This is a genomic window from Cumulibacter soli, assembly GCF_004382795.1.
GTDB classification, from domain to species: domain Bacteria; phylum Actinomycetota; class Actinomycetes; order Mycobacteriales; family Antricoccaceae; genus Cumulibacter; species Cumulibacter soli.
The window spans coordinates 88443-105505 of record NZ_SMSG01000003.1; the positions used below are offsets into that span (position 1 = coordinate 88443).

Sequence of the window (17063 nt, forward strand, 5' to 3'; positions counted from 1 at the left end):
GCGAGGATGTGACCATGAGCGATATGAGCACGCACGCGGAGGCATCTGCCGACGTACCGCCGACTCGTCGTCGCCGAGTGCGCTATCGGTTGGCGCGCGCGTTCTCCCCGGGCCCTCGCGGCTACGGCGTTCAATCGGTCCTCGAACCGCTGGTCCGGGCGCACCTGACCCATCATTCGGACGCCGATCTGCAGTTGCTGGAGCGCGCGTACACCACCGCCGAGCATTACCACCGCGACCAAACCCGACGCTCGGGTGACCCGTACATCACCCACCCGCTGGCCGTCAGCGTCATCCTCGCCGACCTCGGTATGGACACCACCACGCTCGTGGCCGCTCTGCTGCACGACACGGTCGAGGACACCGAATACACACTCGAGCAGCTGATTGACGAATTCGGGCAGGAAGTCGCTCACCTCGTCGACGGTGTGACCAAGCTCGACAAGGTGCAGTACGGGGACGCGGCGCAGGCCGAGACGATCCGCAAGATGCTCCTGGCGATGGCCAAGGACCCCCGGGTGCTGGTCATCAAGTTAGGGGACCGGCTGCACAACATGCGCACGTTGCGGCACCTGCCGCCGGCGAAGCAGGCCAAGAAGGCCCGCGAGACCCTCGAGGTGTTGGCGCCGCTGGCACACCGCCTCGGTATGAACACGGTGAAATGGGAGTTGGAGGATCTCGCCTTCGCGACCCTGCACCCGAAGCGGTACGACGAAATCGCGCGCCTTGTCGCGGATCGAACGCCATCGCGCGATAGCTTCTTGAGCACCTTCATGAATGACATCCGGCAGAAACTCTCGGACAACGGGATCACCGCTGCGGTAACCGGCCGCCCGAAGCATTACTACTCGATCTATCAAAAAATGGTTGTACGCGGGCGCGAGTTCGACGACATCTACGACCTGGTCGGCGTACGGGTCATGGTCGACTCGGTGAACGATTGCTACGCGACGCTCGGTCTGATGCATTCGTTGTGGACACCGATGCCCGGGCGTTTCAAGGACTACATCGCGACACCGAAGTACAACCTGTACCAGTCGCTGCACACCACGCTGATCGGCCCGAAGGGTCGCCCGGTAGAGATCCAGATCCGAACCCATGAGATGCACCGACTCGCCGAGTACGGTATCGCCGCACATTGGCGGTATAAGTCGCATCGGAAGAACGGCTCTGGCCCGGACGATATGCAGTGGGTCCGGCAGATGCTGGAGTGGCAGAGCGATACCAAGGAATCCGGCGACTTCATCTCGACGCTGAAAGATGACCTGAACGCCGGCGAGGTATTCGCATTCACTCCTAAGGGCACCGTCATTCACCTACCCGGTGGCGCGACCCCGGTGGACTTCGCCTATTCGGTGCACACCGAAGTCGGGCATCGGTGTATCGGTGCCCGCGTGAACGGGTCGCTCGTTCCGCTGGACTCCACCCTCAGCAATGGCGATGTCGTTGAGATCCTGACCTCGAAGTCCGACACGGCCGGACCGTCGCGTGACTGGCTGAACTTCGTGGTGGCACCACGCGCCCGCACGAAGATCCGGCACTGGTTCGCGCGCGAACGGCGCGAGGACGCGATCGAGAACGGCCGCGAATCGCTCAGCAAGGCGATGCGCAAGGCGAGCGTGTCAACCAAGCGGGTGGCGCGCGGAAATGTGCTGGATACCGTCGCCAAGAAACTGTCCTATGACAATGCGAACGCGCTGTATGCGGCCATCGGCGAGAATCATGTGTCCGCGACCAGCGTGACCGCGAAGATCGTCGCCCAGATCGCGAACGACGATCAGGCCACCGAACCTGCGCCCGCTGAGGAAACTGATCTTGTCGCGACTCGTCGACCGCGACGCGACACGGGCAGTTCGGGTGTTATCGTTCGCGGCCACTCGGATATCTGGGTGAAGTTGGCGCGTTGCTGCACGCCGGTACCGGGCGATCAGATCCTCGGGTTCGTGACGCGTGGCGGCGCGGTGAGCGTGCACCGTGTCGATTGCAGCAATACCAAGGCTCTGCGGAACGAACCCGAACGACTCATCGACGTCGAGTGGGACTCCGGTTCACAGGCGGTGTTCCTGGTCGCGATCCAGGTCGAGGCCCTGGATCGGCAAGGCCTCCTGACGGACATGACCCGGGTTATCTCGGACGAGAAGGTCAATATCTTGTCGGCGCACATGCAGACCGGTAAGGACCGGATCGCCACCAGCCGTTTCACGTTCGAACTCGCAGACGCCAAGCACCTCGTGCATGTGCTGCGCAATGTGCGCTCGGTCAACGGCGTGTACGACGCCTACCGGGTCACCGAATAGGAATCTTGGCGGTGTGGATAAGCACCGCGAGTTGCACGCGATTCTCGGCGGCGGTTTTGCTCAGGATGGTGCTGATGTAGCTCTTGATGGTCGGGACGGTAAGGCTGAGGTCAATCGCAATCTCCGCGTTCGACTTGCCTTGTGCCACTGCGCGCGCGACCTGGAGTTCACGTGCGCTGAGGTGCTCCAGGCGGTGGCGGGCGGTGGATTGCTCGGAGAGATCATGGGTGCTGTTGGCGACGAGGGTGACGAGTTGGGAAGCGATCTCCGGGGAGAGGAGACTCTCGCCACGACGCGCGGACACGATCGCGCGCACGATGTCTTCTGGTGGGGCGTGCTTGAGCAGGAACCCGATGGCGCCTGCTCTGATGGCGCGGGTGACGAGTTCCTTGTCATCGAAGGTGGTCAGGACGATGACTGCCGGGACCTCGGCTGTGCCCTGCAGGCGTCCGGTCGCGGTGATGCCGTCGACGCGTTTCATCCGCAGATCCATCAGGATGACGTGCGGGCGATGACGGGCGACGGCGGCTGGCACTTCATCACCGTCGGCAGCTTCCGCGACTATGCGTATACCGTCCAGACCGTCCAGCATCGCCCGCAGGCCCATCCGCACCAGCGCGTCATCGTCGACCAGGACAACCCGCGTCTCACTATTCACGTGGTCCATGGAAGCCTGCCGCTGATCACGAACTGGTTGCCCTCGGTAGTGGAGCTAAACGTTCCCCCCAGTAGCGAGACTCGTTCGGCGAGTCCACGTAAACCTGTGCCGGTGCCCGGGATGGCTGGATCCGTGCTGGACTGCGGATCGCGGAAGGTGCTCACACTCACCATGATCTCGTGCGGAGCTGCCTGTTGAATCACGACCTTGACCGCAGAATGCGGTGCATGTTTTCGCGCATTGGTCAGGCCCTCTTGGACGATCCGATATGCCGTGGTCGCGGCTGCGTGGCCTTTGCTGCCGGAGGTTTCGCATCGGGCATTCTGGACGAACTCCACCTGTGTACCGGCGCGGCGAGCCTCCGCGATGAGGTCGGGCAGTTCGTCCAGACCGCGGTGCGGTTCCAGCAGGGTCGATCCGTGACTGGAGCCGTCACGAAGCAGCCCGATCACCTCCTGAAGATCCTCGAGCGCGTCGTGGCTGGTGTCTCGGATGACGCCTGCCATCGTGCGGGTTTGTTCTGGCGTTAGATCGGCACGAAGTTGTAGTGCCCCGGCATGCACACTCAGTAGTGACAGTCGGTGCCCGAGCGCATCGTGCATCTCCCGAGCGATCCGGCGACGTTCCTGCTCGCGTGCGTGCGCGGCAAGGATCTCTTGCCGGGCCTCAAGGTCACGGGCGCGTGCAACGACCGTACGTAGGTAGTTCCGTTGCGCGCGAACCATAAGTCCCCAGCCCACCACAGCCAGATTCAGCAGGCTCCCGATCGTGACCTGGACGAGGTAACTGAAGTCCCCGGCGCCCGGATACAGCAGCGGAAAGCAGAACACCGCGGCCAGCTCGCCGAGCGTGAGCACGGCGAGTACCCGGAGGCGTACCCGTATCGCCGCATTGAACAGCGCCACGAGTGACGCACCTGCGGCGAAGGCAGAGACCGCTGATAGGACGACGGCGAAAGCTGCGACGTGCGTGGGAAATCGCCGACGTACGACCAGCGATCCACACGCGGCAAGTCCGAGGCAGATGTCGGCAATCAACGCCGGAGGGCTGTGCATCTCAGCGGTCGGGATCAGCATGAACAGACCCACTAAGAGCGCGCTGATGATCAGCGCTACGTCCACCAGCCGTTGGCGTCGCAGGGCTGTTCGGCCCGCTGAGCGGGCAGCGGGATAGGTGAGTAGATGCCAACGCCGCCCGGTCGGCGGCGCCTGTGAACTGCCCACCGTCGTCATGGTTATCCACGGTACTGGCGGTTCACCGATGCGCACACCGTCAAAGGTCGATCGATCGACCCCGCCGAAAGTCGGTCTGATCGTCCACCGGGTGACGGTGTCGCAATCGGTTGCACCGCACCGATGCTGGAGCCGACTTATTCGCACGACGATTGGATGGACATTGTGGCCAGCTATCAGCCGCTGGAAACCAGACACTCACCGCTGAGCGTAAGCGGCCTGACCAAGACCTACGGGACCGCCGCGAACGCGGTGACGGCACTCGATAACGTGACGGTGTCCTTCCCCGGGGGCAGGTTCACCGCCGTGATGGGGCCGTCCGGATCGGGAAAGAGCACCCTGCTGCAATGCGCGTCCGGGCTGGATCGCCCGAGCACCGGAGTCGTGTACGTCGATGGTCGTGAACTGAAACAGGGCAGCGAAGCCGATGTCACCCGCTTTCGACGTACCCGGATCGGGTTCATCTTCCAGCAGTACAACTTATTGCCGACGCTCTCTGTGCTGCAGAACGTGGTCTTACCGATGCGCCTCGCCGGCGCCAAAGTTGACCGCGCGCGGTGCATCGCTTTGCTTAAGGAAGTGGGGCTAGGAGGTCAACTTGATAAGCGGCCGCATGAGTTGTCGGGAGGCCAGCAGCAGCGCGTCGCGATTGCACGTGCGCTTGCATCCAGGCCGTCCATCGTGGTCGCGGACGAGCCGACCGGCGCATTGGACAGCACCAGTGCCGCCGGAGTGCTGAGGCTGCTACGGACAGCGGTGGATGAGCATCAGCAGACCGTCGTCATGGTGACCCACGATCCCATCGCCGCCGCGTATGCCGATTCGGTGATTTTTCTGGCCGACGGTCACATCGTAGGCACGCTGAAGAAACCCACCGCGGCAAAGGTCTCCGAGCAGATGCTGCAGTTGGAAGCAGCGCGCGAGAAGTCCGGGGCGAAAGGGGGTCAGTCGTGATCATGCTGGGCCTTGCAATGAACTCATTGCGTTTTCAATGGAGCAGATTCACCGCGACCTTCATCAATGTATTCCTCGGCGCGGTCATTCTCACCGCGTTCGCCTCGCTGTTCGACACCGCAGCCGGATCTGGCGTCTCGGCGTCAGACGCATCGTCGCTGAACACGATCGCCGCTGCAGTGGGCGGGTGGGGTCTGCTGATTGTCGTCTTCGGGTTGGCCTCGACGATGCGTCTGTCGAACAGCCAGCGCCAGGGTGATTTGGCGCTGCTCAAGGCTGCGGGCGCCACGCCAGCGCAGATTGGGCGGCTGATCGTCGGAGAAGCCATCGTCGTCGCGCTGATCGCTGCCCTTCTGGCGGTCGGCCCCGCAGTGCTGATCGGTCGCGGCATCCTCAGCGCGCTCCAGTCCACCGGCCAGATCGCCGGGTCGGTTGACTACACGTTCGGTCTGATCGCCACAGCTGCTGGGCCCTCGATCACCATGCTCGCCATGATCGCGGCCGCCGTCATCACTGTGCGGCGAACCCGACACCTCAGCGCCAAGGACGCGTTGAGCCAACCTGTCGCCGACGGCTCGAAGATCACCAAGACCCGGGTGGTCGTGGGGGTCGCGATCCTTCTCGTCGGTATCAGTTGCGCCGCGGTGACCGCGACCGTGCTCGAGGGGGAGGGCTTCCTGGCGCTGAGTGTCGCCGGGCAGGCCGGGATCGCCTGCGCGATCGGATTGGCGCTGCTGTCACCTGTCTTCTTGCGCGCGGTCATCGGCCCGCTCGACTTCCTCACCCGTCGAGTAAGTGGAGCGTCCGGATACCTAGCCGCATCCAATATTCGACGCCGTACGGACCAGACCGCGGCGATCACGATGCCGGTCATCATCTTCACCGCTCTGGCCACCGTCTCGCTGTACACCCTCAAAGTCCAGAACAGCGCCAACGTTGCTGATGGTCTCGTCCTGAGCGCCGACGACGAGGGCGTGCAGACCCTCACCTTTATCATCGTCGGCATGATCGCCGTCTTTGCCGCGATCGTGGTCATCAACAACTGTGTCGCCACCATGCTCGGGCGGCGCGCTGAATTCGCCCTAGCGCGCAAGATCGGCGCAACGCCGGCCCAGTTGCGAGGCTCGACCATGCTGGAATCGGTGTGCGCGGTAGTCGTCGGAATCGTGCTGGGCACCGTTGCGGCCGCGGTCGGGATTGCTGGGTTCGCCTACAGTCGAACCGGATCGCTGGCGATAGAGCCCGGCCCGCTCACCTACGTGCTCATCCTCGTCATCATCGCGGTACTCACGTTGGCGGCCGGGCGGATCAGTACGGCGCGCGCGCTGGCCAAACCCATGCTCGCCGAGATCACGTGAGGTGCGAGCAAACTTCGCCGCCGCACGGCAGCACGTTGGCGAACCTGAGCGATGCCCGCCGACCGCCGGCTACAAAGCGATCGAGAACCTTTAGGCGAGGGCGAGGGAGGTGATGCTGACCTCTTCGGCCGGCGCGCCGTCATCGGTGCCGTTGTCGGTCCCGTCGGCGCCGATCGCCTCGACGACATCGAGTCCGCCAGTCACCTTGCCCACCTTCGAGTAGTCCGGTGGCAGCGTGGAGCATGACGTGTAGCAGATGAAGAACTGCGAGCCGGTGCTGTTCTCCTGGCCGCTGTTCGCCATGGCCACCGTGCCGGCGGGGTAGGGGTCATCACCGGTCGGCGGTTCCTGCTTGAAGTGGTACCCCGGGCCGCCAGTGCCGGTACCGGTCGGGTCGCCACACTGCAGGACCCCGAAGCTCCCGGTCGTGAGCCGGTGGCAGACGGTGCTGTCGAAGAACCCGGCGGCGGCCAGGTGCGCGAAACTCTCGACTGCACACGGTGCGCCGGAGCGATCGAGTTGCATCTCGACGGTGCCGCGGTTGGTCTCCATCGACAGGTTGACGGTGCCCGTAGAGGCGATCTCACCGTCGTCCTCGGCGGGCATGCCGACGGTCGACGATCCGCCATCAGAGGTGTAGTTGCAGTCCGCCGCCGCAACCTCGTCGCCGTCCGAACTGGCGATAGCGAACCAGAGCACCAGCCCGATCACGAGCACGACAGCGACAAGGCTCAGCACGATGCCTTGCTGTTTGCGCTGCCGCTCGAGTTCCTGGCGACGCTCAAGCTGCTTTTCCAGCTTGCGATGGGCTGCGGCACGTCGTTGCTTGGCTGTCGACACTCGGCGATCTCCTGGTCCGGGCACAAAACAACGTCAGTCTACGACCTGCATCTGCAGCGGCCGCCGGTGGACGCGCGGGGCACGGCGTCGTTCCTGGTGTCACGCCGGTAGCCTGGACTGGTGTTAGTGACCGGATTTCCCGCAGGCGTATTCCAAACCAACTGCTACGTGCTCGCCAGTGAGCCGGGCGCGGAGTGCATCGTCGTCGATCCTGGGATGGAAGCGGTACCGACGCTCACCCAGGTACTCGAGGAACATCGACTCAAGCCGGTCGCGATCGCGCTGACTCATGGACACCTCGATCACACCTGGTCCGTGACGCCGTTGGTCGACGGATACGACATCCCGGCGTATCTGCACGGCGACGATGAGGACATGGTCCGCGATCCGCTCGGGTGGCACAGTTCGGGTATCGCGCAGTTGGTCGGTGGCGACATCAAGAAAATTCCGACCATCGATGATGTACGCAAACTCAGCGATGGCGAGAAGATCAGCATCGTCGGCGTGGAACTCACCGCGCGGCACACTCCTGGGCATACCCAGGGCTCGGTGATCTTCTCGTTCGATCATCCGCAGGCGCCGGTCATGCTCGCGGGAGACACGCTGTTCAATCAAGGAATCGGACGCACCGACCTCGCCGGTGGCTCGTACGAGGCGATCATGCATTCGATCGAGAACGTGTGCCTGACCTACCCCGACGAGACGGTCGTGCTGCCAGGTCACGGCGCGCAGACCACGATCGGCGCCGAACGCGCGATGAACCCCTTTATCCTGGAGTACTTGCGCGGCAAATAGTCGCGTTTCGAAAGGTCTACATGTCCCGCATCACCCCGCTCACCGGTTTCCCCGAGTGGCTACCGCGCGAGCGAATCGTCGAGCAGCGTTTCCTCGATGTCCTCCGTGATTCGTTCGAATTGCACGGCTTCGCCGGCATCGAAACCCGCGCCGTCGAACCGGTCGATTTCCTGCTGCGCAAGGGCGAGATCGACAAAGAGGTCTACGGCGTCAGTCGCATTCACGCCGATGAGGCCGAGAAGCACCCGATGGCGCTGCATTACGACATGACGGTGCCGTTCTCGCGGTACGTGCTGGAGAACGCCGGCAAACTCGAGTTCCCATTCAGGCGCTATCAGATGCAGAAGGCGTGGCGTGGCGAGCGCCCGCAATTCGGTCGCTTTCGTGAGTTCATTCAGGCGGACGCCGACATCGTCGACCGCGACAGCCTCGCACCGCACTTCGATGCCGAAATCGTATCGCTGATCGTCGATATTTTTCGCCGGCTGGATTTCGGTGTCGCCACGGTGCGGGTGAATACCCGAAAGATTCCGGAAGGCTTCTACCGAGGGTTGGGGATCGCGGACACGGCCGCGGTGCTTCGCGCGGTCGACAAGCTCGACAAGATCGGACCCGATAAGGTGCGCGCGCTGTTACCCGATGAGGTGGACGACGAGGCCGCGCGGAAGGTGCTGGCACTCGCGGCGATTCGCACCGGCGATACCTCGTTCGTCGATCTCGTCCGCGCGCTCGATGTACAGCACGAACTCCTCGATGAAGGCCTCGCCGAACTCTCCGAGCTGATCGCCGCGGTGACGGCCCGCCCAGACGCAGGCGTGGTCGCCGACCTGAGTATCGCTCGCGGGCTCGACTACTACACCGGGACCGTATTCGAGACCAATCTCGAAGGTTTCGCTGAGTTGGGCTCCGTCTGCTCGGGGGGACGCTACGAGAAACTCGCCGACGACGGTAAGACGACCTACCCGGGCGTCGGCATGTCGGTAGGGGTATCGCGCATCATGGCGGTGCTGGTGCGTGACGGCATCGCTACGGCATCCCGCGCCGTGCCCACCTGCGTGCTGGTGGCTGTGGCCGACGAGCAGCGCCGCGCCGAGGCCAGCCAGGTCGCCGATTCCTTGCGTCACAGGGGGATCGCGGCCGAGGTATCGCCATCGGCAGCCAAGTTCGGCAAGCAAATCAAGTACGCCGATCGGCGTGGCATTCCGTTCGTATGGTTCACCGACGCCGACGGCAGTCACCAGATCAAAGACATTCGCAGTGGCGAGCAGGTCGACGTCGACCCGCAGACCTGGACGCCGAGCGAGGACGACAAGACGCCTCGCCTCATTCGCAAGGAGCAGTAAGTGATCCGAACACATCTCGCGTCGAGCCTCAGCGCAGCGAATGCGGGGCAGACCGTCACGCTCGCCGGATGGGTAGCGCGGCGCCGAGACCACGGCGGCGTGATTTTCGTGGATCTGCGCGATTCCAGTGGCGTTGCCCAGGTGGTATTTCGCGAGGGGGAGATGGCGCAGGCCGCACACCGACTGCGTTCGGAGTTCTGTATCGCGATCACCGGCAAGGTTGAGATCCGCCCCGAGGGCAACGAAAACCCGAACCTGCCCTCCGGCGAGATCGAGGTGTACGTCGACAGCCTGGACGTGCTGAGCGAATCGGCGGCGCTGCCGTTCCAGATCGACGCGCAAGGCACCGGTGAGATCGGCGAGGAAACCCGCCTCCGACACCGCTACCTGGACCTGCGTCGCGAGCGGTCCGGTGACGCGCTTCGCTTGCGTAGCAAGGCAAACGCTGCTGCCCGCGCCGTTCTCGCCGACCGCGACTTCGTCGAGATCGAGACGCCGACGCTCACCCGATCCACGCCGGAAGGCGCTCGCGACTTCCTGGTCCCGGCGCGCTTGGCTCCCGGGTCCTGGTACGCGCTTCCACAGTCGCCGCAGCTGTTCAAGCAACTGCTTATGGTCTCCGGGATGGAGCGGTACTACCAACTCGCTCGCTGCTACCGCGATGAAGACTTCCGCGCCGACCGGCAGCCCGAGTTCACCCAGCTCGACATCGAAATGTCGTTCGTGGATCAGGAAGACGTGATCGAGCTCGGCGAATCGATCATCACCGCGCTGTGGAAACTGATCGGTTACGACATCCCCAAGCCGATCCCGCGGCTGAGTTACGAAGATGCGATGCGTCGCTACGGCTCCGACAAGCCGGACCTGCGCACCGACCTCGAACTTGTCGAATGCACCGAGTACTTCGCCGATACCCCGTTCCGGGTCTTCCAGGCGCCGTACGTCGGCGCGGTCGTGATGCCCGGCGGCGCGTCTCAGCCGCGACGCACCCTGGATGCGTGGCAGGAGTGGGCAAAGCAGCGCGGCGCGAAAGGCCTGGCCTACGTGCTCGTCGGTGATGACGGCGAACTATCCGGTCCAGTCGCGAAGAATCTCTCCGAAGCAGAGCGGCAGGGACTGGCGGCACACGTCGGCGCACAGCCGGGGGACTGCGTCTTCTTCGGCGCGGGTGCAATCAAGTCGACTCGCGAGTTGCTCGGCGCCGCACGCGTCGAGGTTGCGCGCCGATGCGGACTCATCGACGAGGACGCGTGGTCGTTCCTGTGGGTCGTCGATGCACCGATGTTCGAGCTCGCCGCCGAGACCGACGACGTCGCCGTGGGCTCCGGCAAGTGGACTGCCGTCCATCACGCGTTCACTGCGCCGAAGCCGGCGTTTCTGGACACCTTCGACACCGATCCCGCCCCGGCCTTGTCGAATGCCTACGACATCGTGTGCAACGGCAACGAGATCGGTGGCGGGTCGATTCGTATCCACCGCCAGGATGTGCAGCAGCGCGTATTCGAACTGATGGGACTCTCGCCGGAAGACGCGGAGGAGAAGTTCGGGTTCCTGCTGGAGGCATTCGCCTACGGCGCGCCGCCGCACGGCGGAATCGCGTTCGGCTGGGATCGGATCGTCGCTCTGCTGCATGGTTCGGACTCGATCCGCGACGTGATCGCGTTCCCGAAGACCGGTAACGGCTACGACCCGCTGACGGCGGCGCCGGCGCCCATCACCATTCAACAGCGCCGCGAGGCCGGCGTGGACGCCAAGCCGAAAAAGGCGGACAAGGCGGACACGTCGGAAAAGCCGGAGAAGGCCACCGCCGACCAGTGATCAGTAGGTCCGATCCCGCCTGGAGATGCTCAGGCGGGATCACCGCGCATCTCCAGGGCGATCTGGGCTGCATCGAGGTTGTACAAGGCGTGGGTCAGCATGTCGGCATCCACGGCGCCCTTGTCACGCTCGTCCAGCAGCGCAGATCGTTGAGCGTTGAGGACGGCGATCTTGTGCTGTCGCGGCGTGTCCGCGTCATCGGAGTCGACCTCATCGGCGGCGGACTGCAGAATTGCCAGGATGGCGGCGCGCTCGGTCAACTGCGAACTAGCTCCTTGCCCAGTGGTCAGCCTGGAGACGAGTGGCTTGATCGTCCCGCCCTGCAGCAACAAGGACATCGTCGCCACAGCGAAGGCGATGAAGACCAGTAACGCGCGGTGCGGCGTATCGGGCGGGAGCGTCTGCGCGGCCGCGACGGTGATCGCGCCGCGCATGCCGGCCCATACGACGACGACACCGTCCTTTGCGGTCAGCGGATTGCGTACGAAGTAGTCGATATCGGACTTCACCCGAGTGACGCGGTGCGTGACCGCCTCGTGGTCGAGGCGTCGCAGCGCTCGTCGGTGGCCGGCGGTCGCGGGCGCATTCGGCCATGGTTGGCCGTCGGTCAGCGCCGCGTGGATGGCGTCCACCCGCGGTTGAATCGCGCGGTGTCGTCGGTTGCGCCGACCGGTGCGCCACAGCATCAAGGCGACGTACGCCGTCCGCACGAGCAGGACGACGAACAAACCCACGCACGCGAGCCCGAGTGCGTAAGGGATCCCGGCGTGCTCGCGGTGCACGGTGTCGAGGACCGAGGAGATCTGGAGTCCCATCGTCAGGAAGATCGCGCCTTCGGCGACTAACTCGATGCTGGCCCAGTTCTGCGAGTCGGACATGCGGTGCTGAGGCGGCAATACCCGTGGGGCGCGGTAGCCGGTGATCAAGCCCGCTACGACGGCCGCGACCAGCCCGGAAGCACCGAGTAACTCCGTGGGTACGGAGGCGAGGAATGGGACCGTGAACGACAGGATGGTGTTGACGGTCGGTTCGAGTACGCGGCGACGTACTACGAGGTTCCCCCAGCCCACGACGGCGCCGATGACGACGGCGACGATGACGGCGTACGCGAACGTCCCGACCGCACTCCACAGGTTGAACGAAGCGCCCGCGGCGATGATCGCGGTGCGCAGCACGACGAGCGCACTCGCATCGTTGAGCATGCTCTCACCGTCCAACATCACCAGGACGCGGCGTGAGACGGGCGTCTGCTTCACGATCGAGGTGGCAACCGCGTCCGTCGGACTCAGGATTGCGCCGAGAGCCACACCCCAGCCGAACCCGAGGTCGGGTATCAGCCAGAGAAACAGCAGCCCGAGGGCCAGCGAGCTACTCACCACGAGCAAGACCGACAGCCCGCTGATGCCGCGTATCTCCCGGCGGAAATTCATCGTCGGAATCGATACCGCTGAGGCGTATAGCAACGGCGGAAGTAGCCCGGCCAGGATGAGTTCGGGGTCGATGTTGATGTCCGGGACCCAGGGCGTGAAACTCGCGGCCACGCCCAGCAGCACGAGTAGCAGTGGCGCTGCGACGCCGAGCCGTGGCGAGATCACGGCCGAGCCCGCTACGACGAGTACGCCGACTACGACGATCGCGATGGTCTCGACCATGCCGCCCCCTAGCGAAGTAGTGCGTGCGCGTTCCTCGAACGACGATATTCCTCGCGCAACGATCGACTATCGACCCGTCGGCGCTACGCGGAATACCACCGATACATTGGAAGCATGACGAGCCTTCCTTCTGCCTCTGACATCGTGCTCGACCGCAGGTTGTTCGGTCCTGGGCCCACGAACGCTTATCCCGAGGCCACTGCTGCGCTCGGGTTGCCGCTGCTGGGGCACCTGGACCCGCGGTTCATCGAAATCATGGACGAGGCGTGCGAACACCTGCGCACGGTGTGGGGGACCGACAACGCTCGTACCTTGCCGCTATCGGCGACCGGCTCGGCCGGTATGGAAGCCGCGTTCGTCAACACCGTCGGCGAAGGCGACGTGGCGGTTATTGCCGTTAACGGACTATTCGGTGAGCGGATGTGTGACGTCGCGGCGCGCACCGGAGCCGAGGTCATTCGGGTCGATCATCAGTGGGGTACCCCGATCGATGCCGAGCGGGTACTGGCTGCGCACCCGTCACCGAAAGTGATCGCCGCCGTACACGCCGAAACTTCTACCGGCGTCCGTTCGGATATCGCCGCGCTCGGTGCCGGTAAAGGGGATGCGCTGTTACTCGTGGACGCCGTGACGTCGATCGGCGGAATCGAACTCGAGGCCGATGACTGGGGCATCGACGTCGGATACGCCGGCACCCAAAAGTGCCTCGGCGTCGCGCCTGGTCTTGCGCCGTTCACGATCAACGATCGCGCGTTCGAGCGACGCATCACCAAGCCGCAGTCCTGGTACCTCGACCTTGGCATGCTCGGTGGATACACCGGCGGGGCAACGGGCAAGCGCACCTACCATCACACCGCGCCGGTCGCCATGGTCGCCAGTCTGCACGCCGGATTGCGGCGGGTGCTCGCAGAGGGCCTGCCCACCGTGTGGGCGCGGCATCAGGCAGCTGGTGACGCGTTGCAGACCGGATTGCAGGAAATGGGTCTGGAACTGTTCGCCCAGGAGGGCTACCGACTGCCAGAACTGACGACCGTGAAGGTGCCCGAGGGCGTGGACTCGGCGAAGGTGCGTGGCTACCTGCTGGAGACCTATGACATCGAGATCGGTGCCGGGGTCGGGGAGTTCGCGTCCACGGTGTGGCGGATCGGTTTGATGGGGCCGAACGCGAACCAAGCCAGCGTGGATCTCATCCTCGCCGCGTTGCGCGATGCGATCGACGCGACGAAGTAAGCGGCGGCCCACACGCGCCAACCACGCAGGGTTAGCCTAGGAGCGACGGTTAACCGCCGTCACGTCGCACTCGTTGGCGGTGCGAAGTATTCTTAAGTTGACTCATCTATCAACTTCTAGCTGGGAGAGACACATGGGAGACGCCTACATCATCGACGCGGTTCGCACTCCGCGCGGTATCGGCAAGGTCGGCAAGGGTTCGCTCGCGCACCTGCACCCGCAGCACCTCGCGCGCACGGTGCTCGGCGCGATCCGCGACCGCAACAACATCGACACCAAGGATGTCCAGGACGTCATCTGGTCGACCTCGACCCAGGAAGGCAAGCAGGGCGGCGACATGGGCCGCATGGCTGCCCTCGACGCCGGCTTCGATATCACGGTCAGCGGCACCACCCTTGACCGCTTCTGTGGCGGTGGCATCACCAGCGTCGCGCTTGCCTCGGCGCAGGTCATGTCCGGGATGGAAGACCTCGTCATCGCTGGTGGCACTGAGATGATGAGCCTCACCGGCACCATGGCTGCCGAAAAGCGCGAGGCTGGCCTGCCGGCCAACCTGATGGGTTCGAACAACCCGCACCTGGATGCGGTGCACCCGCAGTCGCACCAGGGTGTGTGTGGCGACGCGATCGCTTCGATGGAGGGCATCTCCCGCGAGGCGCTCGATGCCTTGGGTCTGGAAAGCCAGCGCCGCGCTGCGATCGCGATCGAGGAGGGTCGTTTCGACGGTTCGATCATTCCGGTCATCAACGACGACGGTTCGGTGGCGCTCGATCACGACGAGTACCCGCGTCCCAACACGACCGCGGAATCGCTCGCTGGGCTGAAGCCGGCATTCACCGCGTTGATGGATGCACCGATTGACGATGAAGGAACCACCTTCCGCAAGCAGATCAATCGCAAGTTCCCCGACGTCGACATCGTTCCGGTACACCATGCCGGTAACTCCTCGGGTGTCGTCGACGGCGCGGCCGCCCTGCTGCTGTCCTCGAAGGAGTACGCCGAGAAGCACGGTCTGAAGCCGCGTGCGCGCATCGTCGCCACCGTCAACATGGGCGACGACCCGACGCTGATGCTGAACGCGCCGGTCCCGGCCGCGAAGAAGGTTCTGGCGAAGGCCGGCCTGTCGAAGGACGACATCGACGTGTATGAGGTCAACGAGGCCTTCGCCGTGGTGACCGAGAAGTTCATCCGCGATATGGATGTCCCGCGCGAGAAGGTCAACCCGAACGGTGGCTCGATCGCTCTGGGCCACCCGATCGGTGCGACCGGTTCGATGCTGATCGGCACTGCCCTCGACGAACTCGAGCGCACCGGTGGCCGCTACGGCTTGATCACCATGTGCGCTGCCGGTGGCATGGCTCCGGCCATCATCATCGAGCGTGTGGACTCGGCGGCGTAGTCGCTTTTGTCATTGATCCGTTGAGTTAGCCGCCGGCTGTCGAGCTGGCAGCGAGTGCTAACGATGACGGAATTCAGAGGTCCGGTTGGGCGGGTTACCGCCTGACCGGACCTTTGTCGTCGAGCGGACCTAGGATCGACGCCGTGGCCTCACTGTTCGACATCCATGACGAGCTCGATCAACCCGACGACCCGATGCAGGTCGATCCGGGTGCGCCGTTGGCGGTCAGGATGCGGCCGCAGTCGCTGGACGAGGTGGTGGGGCAGAGCAAGCTGATTGGCCCGGGTACGGCGCTGCGCCGGGTCGTGGAGGGGGACACCGCTATGTCGGTGATTCTCTACGGCCCTCCGGGCACCGGTAAGACGACCCTCGCGCACGTGATCGGCCGGGCCACCAACCGCCGATTCGTCGAACTGTCCGCGTTGAACGCGGGTGTGAAGGATGTCCGAGCGGTTATCGAGGATGCGAAGAAGCGGCGCCGTCGCGGCGACGAGCAGACGGTGCTCTTCATCGATGAGGTACATCGCTTCAGTAAGACGCAACAGGACTCGCTGCTGGCGGCGGTCGAGCAGCGCACCGTTGCGCTGATTGCCGCGACTACCGAGAATCCATTCTTCGCGCTCGTGTCACCGCTGCTGTCGCGTTCGCTGTTGCTCACTCTCGAATCCCTTGAGGACGCCGATATCCGTTCGGTCGTCGAACGAGCGCTGAGTGACGATCGTGGCCTCGGCGGCCGATTTTCTATCGCTGCCGACGCCCTCAATCACGTGGTGCGTACCGCCAACGGCGATGCGCGGCGCGCATTAACGGGGCTGGAGGCAGCAGCGGAGATCGCCGACGGCGCCGGGGTGGACAGCATCGATGCGGACACCGTTGCCCGTGCCGTGGACGTCGCGGCGGTGCGCTACGACCGTGACGGCGACCAGCACTACGACGTCGCCAGCGCGCTGATCAAGTCGATTCGAGGATCGGACGTCGACGCGGCCCTGCACTACCTCGCCCGGATGATCACGGCGGGGGAGGACCCGCGATTCATCGCACGTCGGTTGGTGATCTCCGCGAGCGAAGACATCGGGATGGCCGATCCGTCGGCCCTACAGACCGCCATCGCGGCGATGCAGGCCGTGCAGTTCATCGGTATGCCCGAGGGCCGCATCCCGCTGGCGCAGGCCGTCGTACACCTCGCCAGCGCACCGAAATCGAATGCCGCGTACGCCGCGATCAACGCCGCGATGGCCGATGTCAGCGCTGGGAAGATAGGTACCGTCCCAGTGCATCTACGCGATGGTCACTACGCGGGCGCGAAGAAACTCGGTCATGCCCAGGAGTACATCTATCCGCATGCCCTTGATGAGGGCATCGCTGCTCAGCAGTACGCGCCTGATGTGATCGACGGTAAGGACTATTACGAACCGACGTCGCGGGGTGTGGAGAATGCCATCGGGCAGCGCCTGAAGAAGATCCGCGCCATCCTCCGTGACCGCTGA

The 17063-nt window shown here is 64.3% G+C and carries 13 protein-coding genes; 9 read left to right on the plus strand and 4 right to left on the minus strand.

Annotated elements, in window-relative coordinates; translation table 11 throughout:
* Positions 1–14: 14 nt before the first annotated feature.
* On the plus strand, positions 15–2297 hold the full coding sequence (locus tag E1H16_RS07195; RefSeq protein WP_134323037.1) for a RelA/SpoT family protein: 2283 nt from the start codon (positions 15–17) through the stop codon (positions 2295–2297).
* Here the strand turns inward: E1H16_RS07195 and E1H16_RS07200 are convergent.
* Together E1H16_RS07200 and E1H16_RS07205 are read right to left on the minus strand one after the other, a co-directional pair.
* Entirely contained in the window at positions 2287–2955 is a 669-nt protein-coding gene (locus E1H16_RS07200; protein WP_243837748.1) for a response regulator transcription factor, read from the minus strand. The two genes, E1H16_RS07195 and E1H16_RS07200, sit on opposite strands and share 11 nt — an antisense overlap.
* Entirely contained in the window at positions 2952–4178 is a 1227-nt protein-coding gene (locus tag E1H16_RS07205) for a sensor histidine kinase (protein ID WP_166741660.1), read from the minus strand. The genes E1H16_RS07200 and E1H16_RS07205 overlap by 4 nt, the downstream gene beginning before the upstream one ends.
* Positions 4179–4310: 132 nt before the next feature.
* Between E1H16_RS07205 and E1H16_RS07210 the strand changes: the two genes are divergently transcribed.
* Together E1H16_RS07210 and E1H16_RS07215 are read left to right on the plus strand one after the other, a co-directional pair.
* Positions 4311–5141, plus strand: coding sequence for an ABC transporter ATP-binding protein (locus E1H16_RS07210; RefSeq protein WP_243837750.1), 831 nt, complete (start codon positions 4311–4313; stop codon positions 5139–5141).
* 2 nt (positions 5142–5143) lie between these two features.
* The gene (locus tag E1H16_RS07215) at positions 5144–6499 is read left to right on the plus strand and encodes an FtsX-like permease family protein (RefSeq protein WP_134323040.1); all 1356 of its coding nucleotides are present in this window, start codon (positions 5144–5146) and stop codon (positions 6497–6499) included.
* Between the two features lie 90 nt (positions 6500–6589).
* Here E1H16_RS07215 and E1H16_RS07220 read toward each other — a convergent pair whose 3' ends face one another.
* On the minus strand, positions 6590–7339 hold the full coding sequence (locus E1H16_RS07220; RefSeq protein WP_134323041.1) for a peptidylprolyl isomerase: 750 nt from the start codon (positions 7337–7339) through the stop codon (positions 6590–6592).
* A 126-nt stretch (positions 7340–7465) separates the two neighbouring features.
* On the opposite strand from E1H16_RS07220, the gene E1H16_RS07225 reads away from it, so the two are divergent.
* From E1H16_RS07225 to aspS, 3 genes are read left to right on the plus strand one after another with little or no spacing between them, the layout of a single operon-like run.
* Positions 7466–8134 carry an MBL fold metallo-hydrolase gene (locus E1H16_RS07225; RefSeq protein ID WP_243837752.1) on the plus strand — a complete coding sequence of 223 codons (669 nt, stop codon included), beginning with the start codon at positions 7466–7468 and terminating at the stop codon, positions 8132–8134.
* Between the two features lie 20 nt (positions 8135–8154).
* Positions 8155–9477, plus strand: a complete 1323-nt coding sequence (hisS, locus tag E1H16_RS07230) for a histidine--tRNA ligase (RefSeq protein WP_134323043.1) — start codon at positions 8155–8157, stop codon at positions 9475–9477.
* Positions 9478–11295 carry an aspartate--tRNA ligase gene (aspS, locus tag E1H16_RS07235; RefSeq protein WP_134323044.1) on the plus strand — a complete coding sequence of 606 codons (1818 nt, stop codon included), beginning with the start codon at positions 9478–9480 and terminating at the stop codon, positions 11293–11295. It begins immediately after the preceding gene.
* Between the two features lie 29 nt (positions 11296–11324).
* Here aspS and E1H16_RS07240 read toward each other — a convergent pair whose 3' ends face one another.
* Complete coding sequence (locus E1H16_RS07240; protein WP_134323045.1) at positions 11325–12947, minus strand: cation:proton antiporter; 1623 nt, start codon at positions 12945–12947, stop codon at positions 11325–11327.
* 114 nt (positions 12948–13061) lie between these two features.
* Here E1H16_RS07240 and E1H16_RS07245 point away from each other — a divergent pair, with 114 nt between their 5' ends.
* The 3 genes from E1H16_RS07245 (at position 13062) to E1H16_RS07255 (ending at position 17063) form a co-directional block, all read left to right on the plus strand.
* Entirely contained in the window at positions 13062–14177 is a 1116-nt protein-coding gene (locus E1H16_RS07245) for a pyridoxal-phosphate-dependent aminotransferase family protein (protein WP_134323046.1), read from the plus strand.
* 133 nt (positions 14178–14310) lie between these two features.
* Complete coding sequence (locus tag E1H16_RS07250; protein ID WP_134323047.1) at positions 14311–15576, plus strand: acetyl-CoA C-acetyltransferase; 1266 nt, start codon at positions 14311–14313, stop codon at positions 15574–15576.
* Between the two features lie 143 nt (positions 15577–15719).
* The gene (locus tag E1H16_RS07255; RefSeq protein ID WP_243837753.1) at positions 15720–17063 is read left to right on the plus strand and encodes a replication-associated recombination protein A; all 1344 of its coding nucleotides are present in this window, start codon (positions 15720–15722) and stop codon (positions 17061–17063) included.